At 59.3% G+C, this 20,410-nt stretch carries 22 protein-coding genes; 9 read left to right on the top strand and 13 right to left on the bottom strand.

Features of this window, described 5'->3' with window-relative positions; genetic code table 11:
- The first annotated feature begins 308 nt into the window (after positions 1-308).
- Both H6G07_RS22270 and H6G07_RS22275 read left to right on the top strand, forming a co-directional pair.
- Complete coding sequence (locus H6G07_RS22270) at positions 309-536, top strand: hypothetical protein (RefSeq protein ID WP_073610395.1); 228 nt, start codon at positions 309-311, stop codon at positions 534-536.
- Entirely contained in the window at positions 536-796 is a 261-nt protein-coding gene (locus H6G07_RS22275) for a hypothetical protein (RefSeq protein WP_073610396.1), read from the top strand. The genes H6G07_RS22270 and H6G07_RS22275 overlap by 1 nt, the downstream gene beginning before the upstream one ends.
- On the opposite strand, the gene H6G07_RS22280 is transcribed toward H6G07_RS22275, so the two are convergent.
- From H6G07_RS22280 to H6G07_RS22295, 4 genes are all read right to left on the bottom strand, one after another.
- Positions 774-1,436 carry an MOSC domain-containing protein gene (locus H6G07_RS22280; RefSeq protein ID WP_073610397.1) on the bottom strand — a complete coding sequence of 221 codons (663 nt, stop codon included), beginning with the start codon at positions 1,434-1,436 and terminating at the stop codon, positions 774-776. The genes H6G07_RS22275 and H6G07_RS22280 overlap by 23 nt on opposite strands.
- 69 nt (positions 1,437-1,505) lie before the next feature.
- Entirely contained in the window at positions 1,506-1,880 is a 375-nt protein-coding gene (locus tag H6G07_RS22285) for a group I truncated hemoglobin (protein WP_073610398.1), read from the bottom strand.
- 90 nt (positions 1,881-1,970) lie between these two features.
- The gene (locus tag H6G07_RS22290) at positions 1,971-2,714 is read right to left on the bottom strand and encodes an SIMPL domain-containing protein (RefSeq protein WP_073610399.1); all 744 of its coding nucleotides are present in this window, start codon (positions 2,712-2,714) and stop codon (positions 1,971-1,973) included.
- A gap of 174 nt (positions 2,715-2,888) precedes the next feature.
- Entirely contained in the window at positions 2,889-5,339 is a 2,451-nt protein-coding gene (locus H6G07_RS22295) for an endonuclease MutS2 (RefSeq protein WP_073610400.1), read from the bottom strand.
- A 403-nt stretch (positions 5,340-5,742) separates the two neighbouring features.
- On the opposite strand from H6G07_RS22295, the gene H6G07_RS22300 reads away from it, so the two are divergent.
- The 3 genes from H6G07_RS22300 to arsS all read left to right on the top strand — a co-directional run bounded on the left by H6G07_RS22300 (position 5,743) and on the right by arsS (position 10,183).
- Entirely contained in the window at positions 5,743-7,650 is a 1,908-nt protein-coding gene (locus H6G07_RS22300; protein WP_073610401.1) for a sensor domain-containing diguanylate cyclase, read from the top strand.
- Positions 7,651-7,828: 178 nt separating this feature from the next.
- A complete protein-coding gene (locus H6G07_RS22305; RefSeq protein WP_073610402.1) occupies positions 7,829-8,989 on the top strand; it encodes a GGDEF domain-containing protein in 1,161 nt (386 codons plus the stop codon).
- A 189-nt stretch (positions 8,990-9,178) separates the two neighbouring features.
- On the top strand, positions 9,179-10,183 hold the full coding sequence (gene arsS, locus H6G07_RS22310) for an arsenosugar biosynthesis radical SAM (seleno)protein ArsS (protein ID WP_073610476.1): 1,005 nt from the start codon (positions 9,179-9,181) through the stop codon (positions 10,181-10,183).
- Between the two features lie 12 nt (positions 10,184-10,195).
- On the opposite strand, the gene H6G07_RS22315 is transcribed toward arsS, so the two are convergent.
- From H6G07_RS22315 to H6G07_RS22345, 7 genes are all read right to left on the bottom strand, one after another.
- Positions 10,196-10,861, bottom strand: coding sequence for a helix-turn-helix domain-containing protein (locus H6G07_RS22315; protein WP_084173487.1), 666 nt, complete (start codon positions 10,859-10,861; stop codon positions 10,196-10,198).
- A 120-nt stretch (positions 10,862-10,981) separates the two neighbouring features.
- Complete coding sequence (locus H6G07_RS22320) at positions 10,982-11,842, bottom strand: urease accessory protein UreD (RefSeq protein ID WP_073610404.1); 861 nt, start codon at positions 11,840-11,842, stop codon at positions 10,982-10,984.
- A gap of 6 nt (positions 11,843-11,848) precedes the next feature.
- Entirely contained in the window at positions 11,849-12,457 is a 609-nt protein-coding gene (locus tag H6G07_RS22325) for a DUF3318 domain-containing protein (protein ID WP_244901957.1), read from the bottom strand.
- A gap of 82 nt (positions 12,458-12,539) precedes the next feature.
- Positions 12,540-12,722, bottom strand: a complete 183-nt coding sequence (locus tag H6G07_RS22330) for a CAB/ELIP/HLIP family chlorophyll-binding protein (RefSeq protein WP_073610405.1) — start codon at positions 12,720-12,722, stop codon at positions 12,540-12,542.
- Between the two features lie 33 nt (positions 12,723-12,755).
- On the bottom strand, positions 12,756-12,944 hold the full coding sequence (locus H6G07_RS22335; protein WP_073610406.1) for a hypothetical protein: 189 nt from the start codon (positions 12,942-12,944) through the stop codon (positions 12,756-12,758).
- 190 nt (positions 12,945-13,134) lie between these two features.
- Positions 13,135-13,854, bottom strand: coding sequence for a sensor histidine kinase (locus tag H6G07_RS22340; protein ID WP_073610407.1), 720 nt, complete (start codon positions 13,852-13,854; stop codon positions 13,135-13,137).
- Between the two features lie 86 nt (positions 13,855-13,940).
- A complete protein-coding gene (locus tag H6G07_RS22345; RefSeq protein ID WP_073610408.1) occupies positions 13,941-14,582 on the bottom strand; it encodes an L-threonylcarbamoyladenylate synthase in 642 nt (213 codons plus the stop codon).
- 130 nt (positions 14,583-14,712) lie between these two features.
- Here H6G07_RS22345 and H6G07_RS22350 point away from each other — a divergent pair, with 130 nt between their 5' ends.
- The 4 genes from H6G07_RS22350 (at position 14,713) to H6G07_RS22365 (ending at position 18,347) form a co-directional block, all read left to right on the top strand.
- Positions 14,713-15,108 (top strand): tetratricopeptide repeat protein, encoded by a 396-nt coding sequence (locus tag H6G07_RS22350; protein ID WP_073610409.1) that lies wholly within the window; start codon positions 14,713-14,715, stop codon positions 15,106-15,108.
- A gap of 215 nt (positions 15,109-15,323) precedes the next feature.
- On the top strand, positions 15,324-16,241 hold the full coding sequence (locus tag H6G07_RS22355) for a PstS family phosphate ABC transporter substrate-binding protein (RefSeq protein WP_073610410.1): 918 nt from the start codon (positions 15,324-15,326) through the stop codon (positions 16,239-16,241).
- A 171-nt stretch (positions 16,242-16,412) separates the two neighbouring features.
- Positions 16,413-17,285: a hypothetical protein gene (locus tag H6G07_RS22360; RefSeq protein WP_139297149.1), complete on the top strand. Its 873-nt coding sequence runs from the start codon at positions 16,413-16,415 to the stop codon at positions 17,283-17,285.
- Between the two features lie 90 nt (positions 17,286-17,375).
- Complete coding sequence (locus H6G07_RS22365) at positions 17,376-18,347, top strand: hypothetical protein (RefSeq protein WP_073610412.1); 972 nt, start codon at positions 17,376-17,378, stop codon at positions 18,345-18,347.
- Here the strand turns inward: H6G07_RS22365 and map are convergent.
- A complete protein-coding gene (gene map, locus H6G07_RS22370; protein WP_073610413.1) occupies positions 18,344-19,198 on the bottom strand; it encodes a type I methionyl aminopeptidase in 855 nt (284 codons plus the stop codon). The genes H6G07_RS22365 and map overlap by 4 nt on opposite strands.
- Before the next feature lie 89 nt (positions 19,199-19,287).
- Positions 19,288-20,196 carry a CDF family zinc efflux transporter Cdf31 gene (cdf31, locus tag H6G07_RS22375; RefSeq protein ID WP_073610414.1) on the bottom strand — a complete coding sequence of 303 codons (909 nt, stop codon included), beginning with the start codon at positions 20,194-20,196 and terminating at the stop codon, positions 19,288-19,290.
- Between the last annotated feature and the right edge of the window lie 214 nt (positions 20,197-20,410).

Raw genomic sequence — 20,410 nt, forward strand, 5'->3', positions numbered from 1 at the left:
AACGGCTAGAGCGGCAGTAGGTTGGGGGCGTTCTGACTGCGATCGCGCCGGGTGGCGGGCAACTCCTAACTGCTCTAATTGTCCTTCCTCCAATCTCTAACAATATGGATCCCACCTCAGCTCACCGACGGGCAAAGCGGCGGCCATTAAGTCAGGGTTTGTGAACTTATCTGGTGAGATCGCTCTATTTCGCGGGAATTTTGTAAAAATGAATACAGAAATGCTTGGCTGACCTATTTCTTGTTCGCACAAACGTTCTTTGCGCCAAGACGGGTCTGTTGCCGCATTAACCCCTCGGAGACGACCTTATGATCCCGCAAGTCCATTCTCAAACTGACCGCAAGCCCGCTGCTGGCTGGCAGCCTGTTTGCCATATTACCTACACTCGCGACACCTGGGTTAAATTGGCCCAGCCGCCTAGCGCCTATGCCGCTGACGAGGCCAAGCTGCTATGCCAAGAGTCACCCGATACCTGGGTTGCCTGGGTGCCCGACCACGGCGAAACCGTACTGCACAAAAGCCACTTTTACGCCTAATGCATCCCCAATCTTTTCCTGAGTCAGCCATCGACTGGGATGAGCTGTTTGACTACCTGCCCGGCACTCTCGTCGAGCAGGTAGACCAGCCCGGCATCCTCTATGAAATTGAGGGCTACGAAGCCACCATGGTGCCGCCGGTCTGGCTGGTGAATGATCCGCGCCCGCGCTACCCTCACGAACTGCGCATTGTGTCTCGGCAGCCCGCTAGAGTCTGTGCGCTAGAGTCTGCTGAGGCTAAGACCGCGCACCCCGTTTGAGCAATTTTTCTTGCCAGTTGCGCGACAGTAAAGGGCAACTAGCCAACTCGATCGCCGCCGCCCGATCGCCCCGATTGTGGTGCATGATGTGGTTGGCGTGGGCTACGGTCCATTCGGGGTAGGGGCGATCGCACAGCACCATTGCTAGCCCCGGCTTCACCGCACCCTCTTCTAGCACTCGAAAATACCAGCCGCTGCGGCCATTGGCCTTCACCTGGAGCGCTAGATCCTCCACTCGCCAGCGGCGAGACAATTTCCAGCAGGGCTGCCGGGGCTGCGAAACCTGCACCCTGGCGCTGCCGATCGCATAGGTGTCGCCAATGCAGACATCGGCTTCGGTCTGCCCCGCCACGGTGAAATTTTCGCCAAAGCCACCATAGGGTAGATTGGGGTTGTGTAGGTGCGATCGCCAGTCAGGATAGTGTTCAGCGCTATAGGCTAATACCGCCTTATCGACGCCGCCGTGGTTTTTTAGATCGGCCTGGCCGTCCCCCGCCAGGTTGGTATAGCTCAGCCACACGTCACCTGCGATCGGCTGCTTAAAAAACCCGGTAGTCCAGCGCTGATCCATCGGGTTGGGAGCGGCTTCGGTGCCCAGGGTTTGGGGCAAGCCCACCTGAATTGAAACAATCTTAGGCATTGTCAAACGATCAGACCTAAAGCGGCAAAAAAGCGTGCCCTTTTAGAACACGCTTTATCTAGGATACGCTTACTGGTTGAGGACATCTCGCTTATGCTGGGGCGCTGCCGCAATGGCGGCCACCTGCGACCTGAGTTCCTCAGATACGCCCATGTCTTCTAAAGTCAGCATCAGGTCTTCGGCAACAGCATCAAAGTGTTCGCTGTTCAGGCCGTGGTTGGCGACTAGTTCTTGGTGGGCTTCGCGCATGTAGCGGCCATCGTACTTATCAGTGCCGCCAAAGGCGTAGGTCAAAAAAGCCTTTTGGTGCGCCCGCTGTTTGGTCATATTGACATTGGCAAAGAAATGCTTGATGCGATCGTCCTGTAAGACCCGCTGGTAGAATTTATCGACTGCTAGGTCAACGGCAGGGGCACCGCCAAGTTGGTCAAAAAGAGTTTTCATAGTCTCTGCTGTAGGGGTTAAGGGGAACGCCCTTAGAATGCCCCACCCCAGCAAAAACCATCTCCACTCTAGGCACCCCAACCGAGTTTCTTAATAGCGAATTTGGAGGGTCACTTGGGCCTGTACCGTTTGGTCGCCGCCCACCACTGGCGTCGAGGCGTCGGCCTGCATGCCCCCATACTCAGCTCGCCGCAGCATCGGTACAGGCATGGGCGGAGCAGCCCCGTTGATTTGAATGCTGACGATCTCCTGCGATCGCAGGTTCAGGCTCCCCAGCACCACCCCCGCTTGGGATTGGGCATCTTCTACCGCCTCGCGCAAGGCCTGCTGACGAGCCGCCTCTAGGGCCGCGTCTTCGGCCACAAAGCTAACGCTGCGAATCTGGTTGGCCCCAGCATTCACCGCATCGTCGAGCAACGAGCCCGCGCTCTCGGTGGGCACCCGAAAGCTGACGGTGTTGCTGCCGCTGTAGCCGATCACATCGGTGCGGCCATCCTCGTAGTTGTAGCGAGGGCTGAGCTGAATGCCGGTGGTTTCGAGCTTTTCGACCCCTCGCGATCGCAGCAGTTCAACCACCGCCGCCGTGCGCTGGGCCACCTCGCGCTGCACCGCTTCGGCATCAGTGCCCTGCACATCCACTCCCAAATCAACCTGGGTCTTGGTGGTAGGCACCGACTCTTCGCCTTGGCCGGTTACGGTTAGCGTTCTCATAGCCGCCTCCTGGGCAATCGCGGTGGGGGTAAATACGGGCACAAAACCGAGCCCCGACACCAGGGTCGCCGACATCACCGCCGCCGCCGCCATCCGTCTAGGGGCAAAAGACTTAATTTTCATGGGGCCTCACACTCGTCTAAAGAAGTTTGTCCATTCACTGTGCCACGGCGATCCTAGGCCAAGGGCACTGTTACCAATTTCGATACAGAATGCCGCAGCCCATCGAGCATCCTGAACCTAGGTGCTGACTTTCTCAGGTCTACCAATCAAGCACAATTTTGGATAGCCTATCCTCTACAGATAGGCCACCGTTACCCCAGTGCCGCCGTCGGCCTGGGCCGCAGGCTCAAGCCGCTGAATCTGCGGGTGGCGCTTGAGGTACTCATGCACCCCCGCCTTGAGCTTGCCGGTACCGTGGCCGTGGATGATCCAGAGAGCACCGCTGCCCTGGGCGATCGCCTCCTCCAGCACTGCCTCTGATTCTGCTACCCGCATGCCACGCAGATCGATGGTGTTACGGCTGGTGCGAATGGCGGGGGCCGGGGGCGCGGCCTGAGCGGCGGGCACGGTGTCAACGGGTTTGGTCTTGACCGGCACCTCCGCCTTTTCGCCCCGCAGCGACTCGATATCGGCCAGGCTGACGGTGGTTTTCATCAGCCCAAAGCGCACGGTGATGCGGTGGTCGTCGTCGGGGGCGGTCAGCACCTCGGCAGTCTGCCCCAGGCTAGGAATGCGGACGCGATCGCCCACCGCCGGTCGGTAGCCCGGTTTCGCTGGCGTCGCCGCCGCCGCCGGTAGACGGGACTGGGCGATCGCATCCACCGCCTCCGTGGCTCGCTGGGCATCTTGAGCGGTGGCATCGCCCTGCTGCAAGCGGCGAATCACCTTGGCAATGTCGCGCTTGGCGTCGGCGATCGCCTGCTGCACCGCCGCCTGCTGCTGGAGCTTGAGTTCCTGCTCGCGATCGCGCAGCATGTCAGCCTTGTGCTGCACCTCCCGGTGGAGCCTTTCGGTGGCGGCCAGCAGTTCGGCGGCTTCCTGCGATCGCTCCTCCTGCTGGCGTCGTTGAGCCTCTAGCCCAGCAATCACTTGGTTAACATCATTCTGCGACCCCGTGGCCATGAGGGTCGCCGCTGCATCGATCACCCCAGCATTCAGCCCCAGTCGGCGAGCAATGGCCAGCGCATTCGATCGCCCCGGAATGCCCCATAGCAGCCGGTAGGTCGGCGATAATGACGCCTCATCAAACTCCACCGAAGCATTCTCAAACCGCCCATCCTGGTACTTCAGCGCCTTCAGCTCGCCGTAGTGAGTCGTCGCCATCGTCAGCCGCGCCCGCTCGGCCAGGTGCTTGAGCAGAGCAATGGCCAAGGCAGTACCCTCTGTGGGGTCGGTACCTGCGCCCACTTCGTCGAGTAGAACTAGGGCATTGGCGGTGCTTTGGGAGTGTTGAATGTTGAGTGTTGAGTGTTGAGTGTTGAGTGCTTCCTCATCTTCTCCGCCATTCAGTGCGGCCAAAATCCGCCCAATCCGCCGAATATGCCCTGAAAACGTTGACAAGCTCTGCTCGATCGACTGCTCGTCGCCAATATCGGCCAACACCTGCCCAAACCAGGGAATTTCCACCGGTTCACGCGCCGGTACATAGAGGCCCGCGCGGGCCATCAGCGCTGCCAAGCCCAGGGTTTTGAGGGTGACGGTTTTGCCGCCGGTGTTGGGGCCGGTAATGGCTACCACCCGCAGCTCGGGGCGAATCAGCAGGTTGATCGGCACCACTTCAGGCCCCTGCTCGTGGCGCTGCTGCCACATCAGTAACGGGTGGCGCAGCTGGCGCAGGGTAGTTTGCTCCTGGGGTTCGATAAACCGGGGCGGGTTGGCCTCTAACCACAGGGAGTAGCGGGCGCGGGCGTGGGCCAGGTCTAGCTCGGTCACCACCGCCAGCAGGTGGGTTAGGTCGTCATAGACCTCCGCCACCGCGTCACTGAGCTGCCGCAGAACAATGTCTTCCTCGGTTTTTTCCTGGCGCAGCAGCTGGCGCAGGCGATTGCCCAGCTCGACAACCGCCTGGGGCTCAATGTAGAGGGTCGCACCACTGGCGGAGGCATCGTGCACAATGCCGGGCACCGCGTCTTTTTGAGGCGCTTTGACGGGCAGCACAAAGCGATCGCCCCGCTGGGTGATCAACAATTCCTGCATGGCCCCCGACTGGCGCTGCAAAATTCGTTGGAGTCGCTGCTGAATATCTTGGCGGGTCGATTTGAGGCGATCGCGCACCTCCCCTAGCTTCGGGCTGGCTCGGTCGGTGACATCACCGCGATCGTCAATGCAGTGATAAATCTGCTGTTCCAGCTCAGGGTGGGTGCTCAGGTCGGCCACCAAATCCTGCAAAACCGGGATATCTTCTGGCGGCTGGGCGTCAATGGTGCGCCGCAGCTGGCGCGCGCCATGGAGGGTAGTGGCAATGGCCAGCAGCTCCTCGCCGCTGAGTAACCCCTGGCGATAGGCCCGCTCCACCGCCGACCCAATATCGCGAATGCCGCCAAAGTTAAGGCCGCTGTTGTGTTGCTCCAGCCAGTCAGCCTCCTGGGTCTGGGTTAGCAGGTTGACGCTAGCTGCCTGGGTTTCAGGCGTGACTAGCGCCTGGGCTGCCAGGGTACCGCGCTTGGTGGCGGCAAAGGTAGACAAGTGCTGGCACAGCCGAGGCCACTCCAGCAACTCCAGGGTTTCGTGGTGAATTAACGGCAGCTCAGACAGGGGAATTACGCTCGCTCAAGACATTCTTTCAGTATAGAGAACTCCCGCCGCAACCTGGCTTAGACCGCCGATCCAGCCCCAGGCTGATACAGTTCAACTCCTGACTCCAAGCCGTCAGCCTAAATCAAGCTAGATGCCGCATCGGCAAGCAAATCCACCGCCATACGCCCTGACCGTTGTTAAGCTCCCCTCAATATATGACCACCCAATGCCCCCACCGGGCATGCTATATCCTATGAAACCGGCTGCCGCTGCAATACAGTGACGACACCGTGGGCGAAGGTGGTTGCGGTAGCCTCTACAGAACAGATTAATGGGCTACCAAGACGACCATACGGGGTATAACCTTCGTCTGCCCACGATCTAGTTCCCTCTATCCACCGCCCCTGAATCTGTGCCTGAAAACGACCTGGTTAACGCTACTCCCCCCACAGCCAGCATCGATCCGTCTCCCCTGCGGGCAAACACAAGTGACACGGTGCAGCAGACTGTCGAGGCCATGGCCATGGCCGTCAAAACCTACGCCCTAGTATACGGCGGCGAAGTTCTAGAGGGAATCTTTGGCTACGCTAATGTTGCCCAGGCCACGGCTGAGTTAGCCAACCTAAGCCAAGCTCTAGTTGAGCAATGGATGACTCCTCTCAATCAGCTGCAACCTTTGGATCCATGCCTGGCTTGGCCGCTGGCCCTGAGTGCGCTATATCCCGACCAGCTTTACCTATCCGTTGTTGACCAGGCTCACCATTGGTTAGGACTGCTGGCCCCCGACGGGTTTTACACGCTCCCCCGCCTTGCGGCGATCGCTACCGACCAAGCCGAACTCACCGCCTGCCACTACTCCGTCGCTCTGTTTCAGCAGCAGCAAGAGCGCCTAGCCCTAGCCCTCAAGGGTGCCCAGATGGGCACCTGGGACTGGGATCTAGCCCAGGGAACAATAGTGATCTCTGAAGAGCAAGAGCGCTTGCTAGGTCTGGCTCCCGGCGAGTTTGGTGGTAGCTACGAGACCCTGTTTGCCAACGTGCACAAAGACGATCAGGCCACGGTGCAGCAGGCCCTACAGCAGGCGATTCAGTTAGGACAGCGCTATGGAATTGAGTTTCGAGTGCTCCACAACGACGGAAACACGCATTGGTTGTCGTCTCGGGGTCAAGTCTTTAAGGACAGTGAGCAGACGCCTCGGCTAGCTGGGGTCACCCTCGATATTTCTGAGCAAAAGCGGGTTGAGGCTGAAATCAAACTCCAGTCGCAGCGCGAGCGGCTGGTGGCCAAAATTGCCCAGCGCATTCGCCATGTGCTTGATTTGGACAGCATTTTGGCGCAAACCGTTACCTCAGTGCAGGAGTTTATCGAGGCCGATCGCGTCATCGTCATGCAGTGTGGGGCCGACATGAGCGGTCACGTCATTCAGGAAGCCTGCTCGTCATCCTACCTGCCGATGCTGGGCTGGGCCATGCGCGACCCCTGGTCGGTGGGCGAAAAGTTTTTGGCTCACTACAGGGCCGGGCGGGGACTGGCGGTAGAGAATATCTACACCCAAAATTTGCCTGCCTCTCAGCTAGGTTTTTTAGAATACTTTCAAATTCAGGCCGAGATTGTGGTGCCCCTACAGCAAGATCAAACCCTGTGGGGGTTACTGATTGCCCACCAGTGCCAGGCACCCCGAGCCTGGCGGATGGCCGATGTCCGGCTGCTGCAAAACCTGGCGACTCAGGTGGGGATTGCCATTCAGCAGGCCAAAATGCACCAGGAGCTCACCCTGGCTAACCAGCGGTTGCAGCGCATGGCCTACCTCGACGGATTGACTCAGGTAGCCAATCGCCGTCGCCTAGAGCAGTATCTAGATCAAGAATGGCGGCGCATGAGCCGAGAAGATGGGGCTGTAGCGCTGGTTATGGCTGATATTGACTGCTTTAAAGGATACAACGATCGCTACGGTCACCAGGCTGGAGATGCCTGCCTACGGCTGGTGGCCCGCGCCCTGACCCGCGCCGCCAAGCGCCCCGGCGATTTGGTAGCCCGCTACGGGGGCGAAGAGTTTGTGATTGTACTGCCCAACACTGACCTTGAGGGAGCCGAGACCGTCGCTGAAGACATTCGCATCATGATTCGTAGTCACCGCATTCCCCATGAAAAGTCGGTTGTGGCCAAGGTAGTTACCCTAAGTTTGGGGGTGGCCAGCGCTCAACCTGCCAGCGGCGGCAGCTTTGCCGACCTGATTAAACAGGCTGACGAAGCCCTCTACGTGGCCAAAAATGAAGGACGCGATCAGGTGAGGGTGGCGGCCCCTAGGCGATCGCCCTAGTGCTCTAACCCAAAAAATGCCGGGGTGGCGAAAAGGACTTGAGGGCAAGGTTGAGCTCAAAGCCCGGGTTGATTCAGAACTCAGCATCACAAAAGATCTCGCTTTGTCGAGGAATACGAAGCATGGGGGCTCATTTGGGAACAAAATAGAGAAGAAGGCGCCTTTCCCTGGTTACATCATGGTCACACTCCAAGATCACGCCCAGGCAGCTTTGCTGTCCTGCTTTCTCGATCCAAGCGATGCCCCTGAGATTATTCAATACATTCAGGCGATGGAGCGGCTGCTGATTGTTGTGCAAGAACTGTCGCTGGCCAGATCCCTGGAGCGGGTTATGGAGATTGTGCGCCACGCCGCTCGAGAGTTGACCGCTTCCGATGGCGCTTGCTTTGTGCTCAAAGACAACGAGTCTTGCTACTACGCCGATGAAGAGGCGATCGCGCCGCTGTGGAAAGGCCAGCGATTTCCGCTGGACGCCTGCATTAGCGGCTGGACAATGCGCCATCGAATTCCTGCGGTCATTACCAATGTCTCGCAGGATGAGCGAATTCCTTGGCTGGCCTATGAGCCCACCTTCATCCAGAGCCTTGCCGTAGTTCCCATTCGTACGCTAGATCCCATTGGTGCAATTGGTACCTACTGGGCTGCCCAACGGGAACCCCTACCCCAGGACATCAAAATACTCCAGGCGCTAGCCGATACAACGGCTGTGGCAATAGAAAACGTGCAGGTTTATGCAGAGCTAGAGCAACGGGTCAACAGCCGTACTGTCGAGCTGCAATGCACAAATCAAAAGTTGGCGGCTGAGATTCAGGAGCGCCGGGTAGCGGAGGAAACCGTCCATCGGCTATCGCTCACCGACGAGCTGACCAAACTACACAACCGCAGGGGCTTTTTCTTACTGGCCGAGCAACAGCTCAAACTCGCTCATCGGCTGGGCACCGCCTTCAACGTCCTCTTTGTCGATATCGACGGGCTCAAGCGCATCAATGACATGCAGGGCCACGAAGCTGGGGATGCCGTCATTTGCGCCGCCGCCGCCATCTTGAAAGAGACGTTTCGAGAGTCAGACATCTTGGCCCGCCTGGGCGGCGATGAGTTTGTGGTGCTAGCCCCAGGCACCCCCGCTGACTGGGATAAGCTGCTGAAGCGACTGCAATTTCGCGTCAACCAATTCAATCGCTGGAGGAATGCTCCATTTGTCCTGTCGATGAGTGTGGGAGCGCATCCCTACTACCCCAATGAAACCAAATCGCTGGAAGAAATCTTGGCGCTGGCAGACTTTCAAATGTACGAGCAAAAGCGCCGCAAGCGGTTCACCGCTTCGTCGTCTGCTGATTAGCCTTGTAGCCAGATGATCCTGGCAATTGTCTTTGCCGCTGATAACGCGGCCCCCTGCTCAGAAGCCCCCTGCTCAGGAGAGCTTCAGGGTTGTAGGGTGTAATGGCAAGGTATTGCTATGCGATCGCTGGGGCAGCCAGACTCCCTCAGCGATCGCTATGATGAATGCTGTTTCACCGACCCAGGGTTTATGGTTCAGTCTCCCCCCTCTGCGGCGATCGCCGTCACTCCCTTTGACCAGCGGCTGGGGCAGCCCCTTACCAAGCTGCCGATCACCGTGTTGCAGGTGAATCTGGGCCGCAAGTGCAACCTGGCCTGTACCCATTGCCACGTGGAAGCTGGCCCCAAGCGCACCGAAGAGCTTTCGGTCGAGGTCTGCGATCAGCTGATCGAACTGCTCCACCGGTTTCCGCAGATTGCCACCCTCGATCTGACTGGCGGTGCCCCCGAGATGAACTACGGCTTTCGCCCCCTGGTGGAGGCAGCCCGATTGCTGGGCAAAACGGTGATGGTGCGATCAAACCTAACGATTTTCTTTGTGCCCGGATTTGAAGATCTACCGGAATATTTTGCCCGTCACCAGCTCCACGTGGTGGCCTCGCTGCCTTGCTACCTCGAAGACAATGTCGACAAACAGCGGGGGTCTGGGGTCTACACCGAGTCTATCCGCGCCCTACAGCGGCTCAACCAACTCGGCTACGGCCACGACCCCGCCCTGCGCCTAGACTTGGTCTACAATCCGCCCGTGCCTCGCAGCGCCGAGTTTTCGCTCACCCCTAGCCAGACGGCACTACAGGGTGACTATGAAGCTTATCTGCGATCGCACTTTGACATCGCCTTTAACCAGCTCTACACCATTACCAACCTGCCCATTGGCCGGGTTAAGCAATACTTAGAGGGCAAACAGCTCTACGGGCCGTACCTACAGTTTTTGGCCTACCACCACAACTCCGCCACTGTGCCCCACTTGATGTGTCGCCAGGAGCTTTCCGTTGACTACGAAGGCAACCTTTACGACTGCGACTTCAACCAAATGGAAGCCGTGCCCAGCTTGGGGCGCAGCGGTCAGCCCCTGACCGTGGCCGACTTGCTAGCGGACAACTCCCTCGATGCGATCGACACGGTGCAAACCCGCCCCTACTGCTATGGCTGCACCGCCGGCAGCGGGTCTAGCTGTGGCGGTGCTCTAACCTAAGCCGCCTGGGCATTAGGGCATCGGGAAGTCTGCCGCCAGAGCCGCCCCCTCTAAGCCTAGAGCTGAGGCATATTTCTGAATGAAGGCGCGAATATAAAACGGTTCTGGCAGCTGCTGTAAGTTGCCGGTTTCGAGCGCCCTCAGGGTATAGGTTTGAATGAACGTCCGCTGGTAGATATCCTCCAGCGACAGCGACTTCTCTTGCCGAGTCTGCTGAAGATAGGCCCCCACCTTTTTCAAACTGGCTTGCTGCACCGCCGCAAAGCCGGCCTTAGCCTGAATCTTTTTGGCCAATGTTTCATGAATATAGTCGCGCTGGTCAGAAAAGCGAGCTGAGGTGGATGGTGTGGTTGCCACCTGGGGCCGAGTCGAAATCGCGTCAGGTCGAGGTTGAGCAGTAACCCGCTGGGGAGCGGCTGGAGCCTGTCTATGGGTGGCTTCTGCTGGGGTAGGCCCGCTGGTCTCGCTGTCTTGCAGTCGCTGGTCAAGCCGGTAGCGATTGAGCAGGCCTAGGGCCACCAGAGTAGTTACGGGCAGTGTGGCCACTGCTACCTGCTGCGCCGCCATCGACATAGCTGCCGTCGCCCCAGCCCCAATAATCAGCGCGTATTCTGAGGCGGGGGGTAGCTTAGATCCAGAAAAGTGAGGAGTCTTCATAGCACCTTTGAGAAGTCTCATGGATTTTTATCCTTTCGCTGGCGTCAGCCCTTCCTCCGGAAGGAGCAGCCAAAGTTCTAGGATTAGCGCTATTGCTTGAGATAGAGACGGCTAGGGGTTGATCCCATTCCAGCGATCGCGCTATCTGGGCCACAACCGCGACACAGCAGCCGATCGCCCCAGGTAGAGAGGGCGCAGGCGCTGCCAGGCGGCCACAAACCATCGCCGTGCTGCCTGGCTTGACGGGCCTCGATACCGACACAACAATCCCGATTGCAGCCGGGTGACGCCGATGTCGCCGGGTTGGTCTGTAGCCCACAGCTGGCGCAGAGCAGCCACCGCGTCACGTTCAAACGGGTGCCCTAGCACGGCAAAACTACCCACCACCGGGTGCCCCGCCAGACCGTTGGGGCTGTGGAGAGCAGCACTGCCTCCGATCAAGTGCTGGCGATCGAGCCATAAGGGCTGGTCGGCCTGCCAGACTTCGAGGCGCGATCGCCACTGACCCTGCTCAAAGGTCTCTCCCCGGGCACTGCGGCCAAAGCGGGTGATTTCCCAACCAGCCCAAATGGCTCCTGGGGCCAGGTCAACCCGCAGCGCCTGGCTGTAGTGAGCCTGGTTAAACACAATGGTTTCTTGGGGGAACCATTCCAGACAGCTCTCCGGGGCGAGGGTGATGTCTACCTGCTGGCTGCTGCTGTCGGTGTCTGCGCTGCCGTAGACCTTGCTGGCGGCGGCGGTCGTGACAAGGGCCTGGGCACGCGGAGCTGCTGCCAGCTCTACCACCAGGCTGTCGCCTCCCACCAGGCCCCCAGCGGTATGTACTAGCACGGTATGGCACAGCCCTTCCCCTTCGGGATAGAGGGGGCGCTGCACTCGCAAGGGGGCACGGGCATAGGTCTGGGTCGGCACGCACCGACCCGACTCCATGGCATAGCTGAGTCGGGCTAACCCTCGCCAGCCTGAATGAACCTCAGAGGTCTGAGCCGATGACTGAACCATAGGTCTCTAACGCCGGTAGCTCTCAGGCACCGAAAATTCTGAATATCCGGTTTGCCGCCGCAGGTTTTGGCAGCGCAGCAGCTCGTTGACGGTGAGCACCTGACGACCCTCCAGGGAGGGAACCGCCTCAATGGCGCGAATCAGAGCCGCTGCCGCGTCGGCCTGATCGTAGCCGCGCCGCAGCGAAACCTGGACCGCCTTGTCGTCGGCGGCCATCTCAATTTGGGGGCCGGTGACGCCGCGCCAAATTTGCCAGCTAGCTAGGGCCGTGACCCCAGCGGCGGCCACCACGCCCACCGCGTCGCCCTGGAGCAGCTCTACTACGCCGCCGGCTAGCCCAGCCCCGGCCATGGCCTGGTACCAGTTGGGTTTGAGCACATTGGTCAGGGTCACCCAGCTCACGGTGCGCAAAAACAGCAGGTCGCGCTCGGCTACGGCCAGCTGATGCCACAAATCGAGGTTGATTGAGACGGTGTGAGCCGACTGCCAGGGGCGCGGAAACTCAGCCTTAATGACGTTTAGCTGGCGATCGCTGAGCATTAGCTTAGTTTTCATGCGGGCGGTGGCGGGCATCAGCTCCCGCAGCCGACCAATTTCTGCATTGGGGTTAACCACAGTCACACCATCCCAAAAATCACCCCTAAGCCTACCATTTCTAAGGGCTGGACAGCACGGCAGACTTGGGCTGGGCATGGGTTTAGCGCAGACCCAGCCAGCTAAAAAACGTCTGGCCAGTGACCAGCTCTAGCAGCAGCAGGGCCACAAAGCCCACCATGGCAAATCGACCGTTAATGCGTTCAGCGTAGCGGTTCCAACCAAAGGCAGGGGTGGGTTCAGCAGCCTCAGGGGTAGAAACTGCTGGATTCGAGTCTTGGATCATCGTTGGGGTAGGTAACGTCTATATAAAAGCATCTTACTTTTTTCCCCCGTCTTTTTTCTCGACAATGCGGACGGGAATACCACTGTCCAAATACTCTTTTAGGGCAGCGGTAAACTTGTCTTCTGCGGTTTTGGGCTTAATCTCTTTGACTAATGGTTTACCCAATAAGGCCTCATTGGTCCACACAATGAAAACCAGAATGAGCACGATGGCAAATTCCATAATTGTTTTGGTGACTTAGTTTCAGGGATCCGATCCGGTAGGCTGCGTTTCAACGTCTACAGGGTGGGGGTTTAGGTTAGCTACAGGAAAGCAGCGATTAATTCCAGAAGTAATTTGCCCAAACTATATCGAAAGATCCTGAAATGGAACGGTTTGTTCAAATGTTCAATGAAATGGCGGTAATTAAGAGTTAGTTAGTAGGGCGGGGTAGCTGTATGCAGACAAGACTTTTGGGATTTTCTGCAGCACCTAAAAACTCTAAGGTACCCCCCAGGTGAGGCGCTAGACGGGCAGCTAACTGGTAGCGAAACTCAGGCGATAGGGTGGCCATAGCGGATGGTGGAGCCTCGCCAGGGTTTGCCCCCAGATGCAGAGCAATGTTGCCAGTAGTGGCGTCTTCAGACACGGTCAGGCTGATCTGCGGGCTGCCCTGGGCTAGGGCGGCTTCGATCAGCATGATTAGGGCTTGCTCTAGCCATGCCGAGTCAGTTTGCACCTGTAGATTGGCCTCTACCGTCCCCACAATCAGCCGGCAGTGGCGATTGATGCACTGCATCTCGATCATGCGTTGTACGCGGGTGATCAGCGGGTCGAGCAGGGTGGGGCTGAGGCGGGGATGCAGGGCACCGATGTCGAGCTTAGAGAGGGTAATCAGTAGATCGAGGTTCTTGAGCACGGTTTGAATGGCCTGGTTGGCCTGGGCAATAAACTCTCGTTCTTCGGCGGGGCTTTCGCACAGATCTTCGAGAATGAGCTGGTGCAGGCTGATGATTTGGGTAATGGGCGACCTGAGTTCGTGGGAGGCCGTACCCAAAAAGGCAGCTTGGTGCTGGGCCTGGTGCCGCAGGCGATCGTAGGCTAGCTGTAGCGTTTCGAGATCGGTAAAGTCTTGACCCTGGGGATAGTCCATTGCGGCAGCTGTCTATGGGATAGATGAGTTCGCCCCTGCTAGCCTAACCCTAGGCGGCGGGGCAAAACCGCTTTTAACGGTTTCAACTAAACGGTTTCAACCTGGGGCAGGGCGATCGCGCCCGATCGCAGCACCCTCCAACCGCCCCCCTGCCAGCACACCACCGTTGAGGGTAGCCCCGACCCCTGGGGCTGGTCAGGAGTGGGAATCTCGGCCTGGAGGAGGGCGTAGATCTCGGCCTGGGTCGCCTGATCGAGGGTAAACACCTGGGGAAAGCTGGCCTCGATCGCCGTCATAGTCTCTAGGGGCGGCTGCCCTGAACGGTTGGCGCTGGTGGTGGCCAGTGGCCCGGTGTGGCCTAGCAGGTGCCGGGCCAGGGGATGGTTAGGAATTCTCAGCCCCACGGTGCCCGTCTGCTGGGGATTCATCGTCGGGGGCAGGCGATCGCTGGCGGGCAGCACCAGGGTCAGCGCGCCGGGCCAGTACTGAGCGGCGATCGCACTCCACTGGGCCAGATCATCGTCGGTGCCGGTGATGTAGGGGCGCAGATCGTCGAGGCTGGCCCCCATGAGAATCAGCGGCTTGTCGGGGCTGCGCTCCTTGGCGGTGTAGATGCGATCGCCCGCCTCGGGCCGCGCCGCCAGGGCTGGCACCGTATCGGTGGGAAAGCTCACCAGCTCCCCCGCTTGCACCGCCGCAACCAGTTCTTGTAACCCTACCTGTGGCATAGGCTGCACTGTAGACCGATCAACTTTTCCTCAACGGATTGTAAACCCGTACCCCCAGCGGGTAACACCCCCCCTGCTCGCCCCACCTTCGTCAACCTCACAATGGAAACTGTCGCCCAGAAGATCGCCCATGAAGCCAATTCACACCCACGACCATAGCGCCGCTGCCCTCAACGCCCAAGGCTGCACCCTCTGCGCCCAGAGCCAGTTTGCTCAGGCGCTAGCGCTCTTTGATCAGGCGTTAGCCCTAGACAGCACCTACTGCACCGGCTGGAACAATCGCGCCAACGCCCTCTGCGGCCTCAATCGCCAGGCTGAGGCCCTAGCCGCCTACGACAAAGCCGTCGCCCTCGACCCCCAGTATCACCAGGCCTGGTTTAACCGGGGCAAGCTGCTAGCTGAGATAGGTGCCTACGGCAATGCGGTGGAGTCGTACAACCGCGCGATCGCCCTCCAGGCTGACCCCGTCTATATTCACTCAAGAGAAGATATCTGGGTCAAAAAGCAGCTAATCGCCACAGTCTAGCCATGGCAAGACCATCATTCAGCCTGAGGATTTTGTGCTGAAGGATGCCTCCGGGGAATTTCTAATTCTCAAACATGGATTCATGAGTTTCTTAAAGGGTTTTTAATTCACTTTCCCCCCAGGCTTATTGTTGCCATCAGGCTGTCTTAGGGTTGAGGCTGTAGCGTTTATCATGGCGGATTTGACCATGTTTAGGACGCTACGGAGAGTGTTATATGACGAGCAAACAGAAATTTAATCGCTATGTTTTGGCTGGGGCGATAACCACCGCCGTAGCGCTAGGAATTGGCGTCCCCAGTGCAGTTTCTCAAAATTCCATTATTCAGATTGATGGGTCTAGCACCGTCTACCCCATATCTGAAGCCATGGCCGAAGAATTTATGGCCACCAACCGTGGCACCCAGGTAACCGTCGGGGTGTCGGGTACTGGCGGCGGCTTTAGCAAGTTTTGCGCTGGCGAACTCGACATTACCGGTGCTTCGCGCCCGATCAAAGACTCCGAAATCGAAGCTTGCGCCGCCGCTGGCATTGAGTACATTGAAGTGCCCGTCGCCACCGACGCGCTGACGGTGGTGATCAACCCCGAAAATGATTGGGCCGACGATATGACCGTAGAGCAACTGCAAACCCTATGGAGCCCTGAGGCCCAGGGCACCGTCACTCGATGGAACCAGATCGACCCTAGCTGGCCTGACGAGCCAATTGACCTGTTTGGCCCCGGCACCGATTCGGGCACCTTCGACTACTTTACTGAGACGATTGTGGGTGAGGCGGGCTCTAGCCGCGCCGACTACACCGCTAGCGAAGACGACAACATTCTGGTAATTGGCGTCAGCCGTGACCCCAATGCCATTGGCTACTTTGGTCTGGCCTACTACCTTGAAAACCAAGAGACACTCAAAGCTGTTTCTATCAACGGCGTTGAGCCCACCCCCGAGAACGTCGAGAACGGCACCTATGCGCCGCTGTCTCGGCCTATCTTTGTCTACGTCAAGAAAAGCAGTCTGGAGAACCGCCCCGAGGTGCGCGCCTTTGTCGAGTTCATGCTCGAAAACGGGCCTGAGCTTGTGCCTGAAGTAGGCTACGTGCCGCTGTCTGAGGAGCGCTACGCCGACATTCTGTCTGAGCTGTAGGGTCTGTAGGTTGCGCTCAACTTAGCGCGATCGCCCCCTCTTGGCAAAGCTTAACCCCCAGATCCACCAGCCCTCGGGAAGACCGTTCATTCCCAAGGGCTGGCTGCGACTATTCGCTGAAGCTAGCTCCCTTATATCAGCGTTTCAACGCCGCCACTATCCTTAGCACCTATGACCCTTAGGGAATCCATAGCATCGCCTCGGCCAGTATTGCCCCCGAGACCACCCACGCCACGGCGGCATCGCGGCCAGTTGCTGCTAGCGCCATTGTTTGGCCTATCGCTGGTGCTCCACGGGTTCGTGCTGCTGGCCCCTGCCCCTGCTCCGCAGCCGGTGCCCGAGGCCGAAGAGGCGATCGCCGAGGACGAGTTTGTCGATCTGCTCAGCATCGGCACCCTTGTCCCCTCCGAGCCTGAGGCGGCCTCCGCCATATCTACGCCTCCACCTTCAACCTCCGCCCCGCCCCTGCCCCTGCCGATCGCGGCTCCTCCCACCCCCACACCTGCTCCCACCGCCCCAGTCCCAACCAACAGCCCATCCCCACCAGCGCCTGCTGCGTCCGAGCCTGCACCGGCTACAGCCGTGGTCGCCGATGAGGCCGTGGCCGAAATTTTTACCCGCCTTACCCGAGGCTCAGGGGACAGCGATTTTGACTCTACGGCAACCTCGTTTCCGGCGATCGCCTACCTAATCCCCCAGGGCATTGCAGCCTGGACACCCGAAGAACAGGCCTGCTTCTTCACGCAGATTGACGACGCCACCTACAGCACCCAGCCCGGCGTGGTGTCGCTGCGCTACCTGACCCGCAATGTTCAATTCATCGCCGAGCAAGATATTCCCCGCACCTTTCCAGCACCGCAGTATGCGGTGAATCGCGTAGCGGATGGCTACTGCGATCGCCCGCTGTTTCAGGTATTGCAAGAGGGGCAGCCCTATCTGTTTATTTCCCTAGTCGGTATTGGCGTAGGAGCCCCCGGCCAGCAGGCCTCGGGATTGGTGATTATCTGGGCCAGTGACCCTCGCTCAAACTATCCACCCGGATAAAGAGCTGGCCCACGGTGATCCAGTTCTGTGGCTGAATGGTAGGTAGATAAATGGCGTAAGCCATTGGCATAGTTCCCCCATAGATTTGGTATGACGACTCGTTTTGCTCCCCCTGAGCGTTCTCGCCCCCTGTGGCAGAGGCTGCTAGCCCCTATGCTGCTGGCATCCCTGGGCCTGCACGGGCTACTGCTGCTGCTGCCCACCGGCACCGATGAGGTTCCGGTTCCGCCCCCCGACCCGGAGCAAGACAGCGTGGCCATTACCCGCGTGCCCCCCGCAGGCGAGTCAGATGTGGGCGCGATCGCGGGTGCTGCAAGCTCCTCTACACCACTACAAAGGTCTCCAGTGGCACCAGCAGCAGCCGTTGCAGGGGCGCATGCGCCTACTGTCCAATCGGCTCGGCCCCAACCGCCTAGAACGAGCCGTCCAACGTCACAACCCCGCCCTCAGGCAGCCTCACCCGCCAGCGCTCAGCCCACTCAACCGCCCGCCGCCGTCAATCCACCGACGGCAGGGGCCGTCACCCCCGCGCCCCCACCCCCTTCTGCTCCGTCAGCTACTCAACCTTTGTTTGACGCCGATCTAGGCCCACAACTGTTGGCCTATGTGGTCGCCCTCAACCTGCCCCAGGCCAAAATTGACCGGGCGGCAGAGTCTATTCAAAATCGGTTTGTCTTTAATGCCTCTGCCGTCACCCGCGACACCTTTGACGCGAACCAGAGCCAGTGGGTCAGCACCCTGCGCCAGGAGCCCGGCCTGGCCGAGCTATCCCCAGAGGTCGATCGTTCTGAATTTTCTACGGTGTATCCCCAGCGAGTGTGCCTTTCAGACTCCCCAGGCGAAATTAACGTTGGCGCTGTGGTAAACCCCGATGGCTCTTGGCGAGGCGAACCCGCCCTGTTGCGCGGCTCGGGCTACGGTGTGCTCGATCGCAAAGCCCTGGAAGAGATTCAGCGCCACCGCTTTGCTGAGGCCGAGGGCATCAGGGCCTACGTACTCACCATCGACACCAGCGTTGACTACGGCGATCGCCCCTGCCTAGACCCCAACCCAACCTCCTAGGAGGCTAGAGCTACCGGGATCGAGCTGCGATCGGTCAAAATCTCGTGGCCGGTTTCGCTCACCAGCACCGTGTGCTCAAACTGGGCCGACAGCGATCGATCCACCGTCACCACCGTCCACTGATCTTTCAGCGTGCGGGTTTGCTTAGACCCGGCGTTGAGAATCGGCTCGATCGCCAGCGTCATCCCCGGCAGCAGTTTCATATTGGGCAGTTGGCGGGTGCGAAAGTTAAACACCGACGGCGCTTCGTGCAGATTGCGCCCCACCCCGTGGCCGGTGAAATCTTCCACCACCGTAAAGCCATAGCTGGCGACGCAGTCTTCGATCGCCCCCGCAATATCCAGCAGCGTGTTCCCCGGCTTTACCTGGGCAATGCCCGCATAGAGCGCCGCTTCCGCCGCTGTCATTAGCTGCTGGGCCTGGGCCGACACCTCGCCCACCGCAATGGTGATGCAAGAGTCGCCGTGGAAGCCGTTGTAATAGGCCCCCGTGTCAACCTTGAGCAGGTCGCCCCGGCGAATCACCTGGCGCTTGTGGGGAATACCGTGCACCACCTGGTCATTCACACAGGCGCAGATCGAGGCCGGAAAGCCGTGATAGCCTTTAAAGCTAGGGGTCGCGCCTAGCTCACGAATCCGCTTCTCGGCGTGGGCATCCAGATCAGCGGTGGTCATCCCCGGCTGCACCAGAGCCTCAATTTCTTTGAGCACTGTGGCCACAATGCGGGCCGCCCCGCGCATGATCTCTAGCTCGGCCTCGGTCTTCAGCTCTACCCCCCGCACCCGGCGGCTGCGCTTGGGCAGGGTAGCCTGATCAGCTCGACCGGGAATCAGATTCGCCAAAAAATTCATAGGTGATGGATGACGGGATTTAAGGGCCTGAACCCATTACTCAGTGTAATCGGGAAATTAACGCTTTTGGCGGCCCCGTTACACTTGCCTCAATAGGTAATCGCCTCTTCGGTATATTCCCTCGGCTCCAGGTGAATAGTGGTGCGGGTGGGGCCGTATAGCTCCTCCAGCCGCGCTTCAACCGCCTCGGTCACGGTGTGGGCGGCGCGAATATCGGTGGGCTGCACCACCAGGTGCATGTCGATGAACACCTGCCGCCCCAGCAGCCCCCGCGAGGCAATGCTGTGGCAGTTGACTACCCCCGGCACCTGCATCACCTGCTTGTGGATGGCCTCTGGGGCGATCGCCATCTCATCTACCAGCCAGGGCAGGTTGTCGCGCAGCACCGTCCAGCCGCTCTTAAACACCAGCAGCGCCACCGGAAAGGCCAGGGCCACATCCAGCCAGGTAAACCCCTGCCACACCCCAATCAGCCCGGCAATCACCACGATGGTGGTCCAGATGTCGCTCATGGTGTGGTAAGCGTCGGCCACCAAAATCTTGCTGTTGAGGGCCAGCCCCACCCGCCGCTCGTAGGTGGCAACAAAAATGTTGATCCCCAGCACCAGCAGCATAATCCACAGGGCGGTGGCGCTCATGGTGACCGGGTTGCCGCCTGACAGAATCCGCTCCACGGCGCTTTGGAGAATTTCAAAACAGGCAATGCCCAAAAACGCGGCAATCCCCAGGGCACCGATCGCCTCAAACTTTTGGTGGCCGTAGGGATGGTCGCGATCGGGTCGGGGGTTGGCCAGACGGTTGGTGGCCAGGCCCAGCACATTGTTGGCGCTGTCGGTGACGCTGTGCAGGGCGTCGGCCAGCAGGCTCAGCGACCCCGTCATCGAGCCCACCGTAGCCTTGAGGGCGACCACCGCCAAATTTAAGGCCAGGGTAATCAACAGCACTCGCTGTACCGCCTGGCGGTTATCAGCAACAGAAGTAAGGGGGCGATCGCTCATAGCTACCCCGCCTGCCCGGCGGAACCCAAAACACAGCACGGAACCCAACAGAGTGTTCCTAGGTCTACGTTACTGCCCTGGGGCGGGTCTGCAACGCGTTTGCCTTCGCCAGAGCAGTCATCGCTGAGCAAGTTGGAGATTCGGTTCCTTCAGAGCAGCGGCAGTTCTACGAAGTCCGTAAAGTTCGCTTAAGGATTCCGTAAATCCCCCTAGA

Source organism: Phormidium tenue FACHB-1052, from assembly GCF_014696675.1.
Classification (GTDB): Bacteria; Cyanobacteriota; Cyanobacteriia; order Phormidesmidales; family Phormidesmidaceae; genus Nodosilinea; species Nodosilinea tenuis_A.

What these genes read in the sequence shown, in the direction of transcription:
- H6G07_RS22270 (WP_073610395.1), top strand. Translation starts at nt 309, where the DNA reads ATGATCCCGCAAGTCCATTCTCAAACTGACCGCAAGCCCGCTGCTGGC.
- H6G07_RS22275 (WP_073610396.1), top strand. Translation starts at nt 536, where the DNA reads ATGCATCCCCAATCTTTTCCTGAGTCAGCCATCGACTGGGATGAGCTG.
- H6G07_RS22280 (WP_073610397.1), bottom strand. Translation starts at nt 1,436, where the DNA reads ATGCCTAAGATTGTTTCAATTCAGGTGGGCTTGCCCCAAACCCTGGGC.
- H6G07_RS22285 (WP_073610398.1), bottom strand. Translation starts at nt 1,880, where the DNA reads ATGAAAACTCTTTTTGACCAACTTGGCGGTGCCCCTGCCGTTGACCTA.
- H6G07_RS22290 (WP_073610399.1), bottom strand. Translation starts at nt 2,714, where the DNA reads ATGAAAATTAAGTCTTTTGCCCCTAGACGGATGGCGGCGGCGGCGGTG.
- H6G07_RS22305 (WP_073610402.1), top strand. Translation starts at nt 7,829, where the DNA reads ATGGTCACACTCCAAGATCACGCCCAGGCAGCTTTGCTGTCCTGCTTT.
- arsS (WP_073610476.1), top strand. Translation starts at nt 9,179, where the DNA reads ATGGTTCAGTCTCCCCCCTCTGCGGCGATCGCCGTCACTCCCTTTGAC.
- H6G07_RS22315 (WP_084173487.1), bottom strand. Translation starts at nt 10,861, where the DNA reads ATGAGACTTCTCAAAGGTGCTATGAAGACTCCTCACTTTTCTGGATCT.
- H6G07_RS22320 (WP_073610404.1), bottom strand. Translation starts at nt 11,842, where the DNA reads ATGGTTCAGTCATCGGCTCAGACCTCTGAGGTTCATTCAGGCTGGCGA.
- H6G07_RS22330 (WP_073610405.1), bottom strand. Translation starts at nt 12,722, where the DNA reads ATGATCCAAGACTCGAATCCAGCAGTTTCTACCCCTGAGGCTGCTGAA.
- H6G07_RS22335 (WP_073610406.1), bottom strand. Translation starts at nt 12,944, where the DNA reads ATGGAATTTGCCATCGTGCTCATTCTGGTTTTCATTGTGTGGACCAAT.
- H6G07_RS22340 (WP_073610407.1), bottom strand. Translation starts at nt 13,854, where the DNA reads ATGGACTATCCCCAGGGTCAAGACTTTACCGATCTCGAAACGCTACAG.
- H6G07_RS22345 (WP_073610408.1), bottom strand. Translation starts at nt 14,582, where the DNA reads ATGCCACAGGTAGGGTTACAAGAACTGGTTGCGGCGGTGCAAGCGGGG.
- H6G07_RS22350 (WP_073610409.1), top strand. Translation starts at nt 14,713, where the DNA reads ATGAAGCCAATTCACACCCACGACCATAGCGCCGCTGCCCTCAACGCC.
- H6G07_RS22355 (WP_073610410.1), top strand. Translation starts at nt 15,324, where the DNA reads ATGACGAGCAAACAGAAATTTAATCGCTATGTTTTGGCTGGGGCGATA.
- H6G07_RS22360 (WP_139297149.1), top strand. Translation starts at nt 16,413, where the DNA reads ATGACCCTTAGGGAATCCATAGCATCGCCTCGGCCAGTATTGCCCCCG.
- H6G07_RS22365 (WP_073610412.1), top strand. Translation starts at nt 17,376, where the DNA reads ATGACGACTCGTTTTGCTCCCCCTGAGCGTTCTCGCCCCCTGTGGCAG.
- map (WP_073610413.1), bottom strand. Translation starts at nt 19,198, where the DNA reads ATGAATTTTTTGGCGAATCTGATTCCCGGTCGAGCTGATCAGGCTACC.
- cdf31 (WP_073610414.1), bottom strand. Translation starts at nt 20,196, where the DNA reads ATGAGCGATCGCCCCCTTACTTCTGTTGCTGATAACCGCCAGGCGGTA.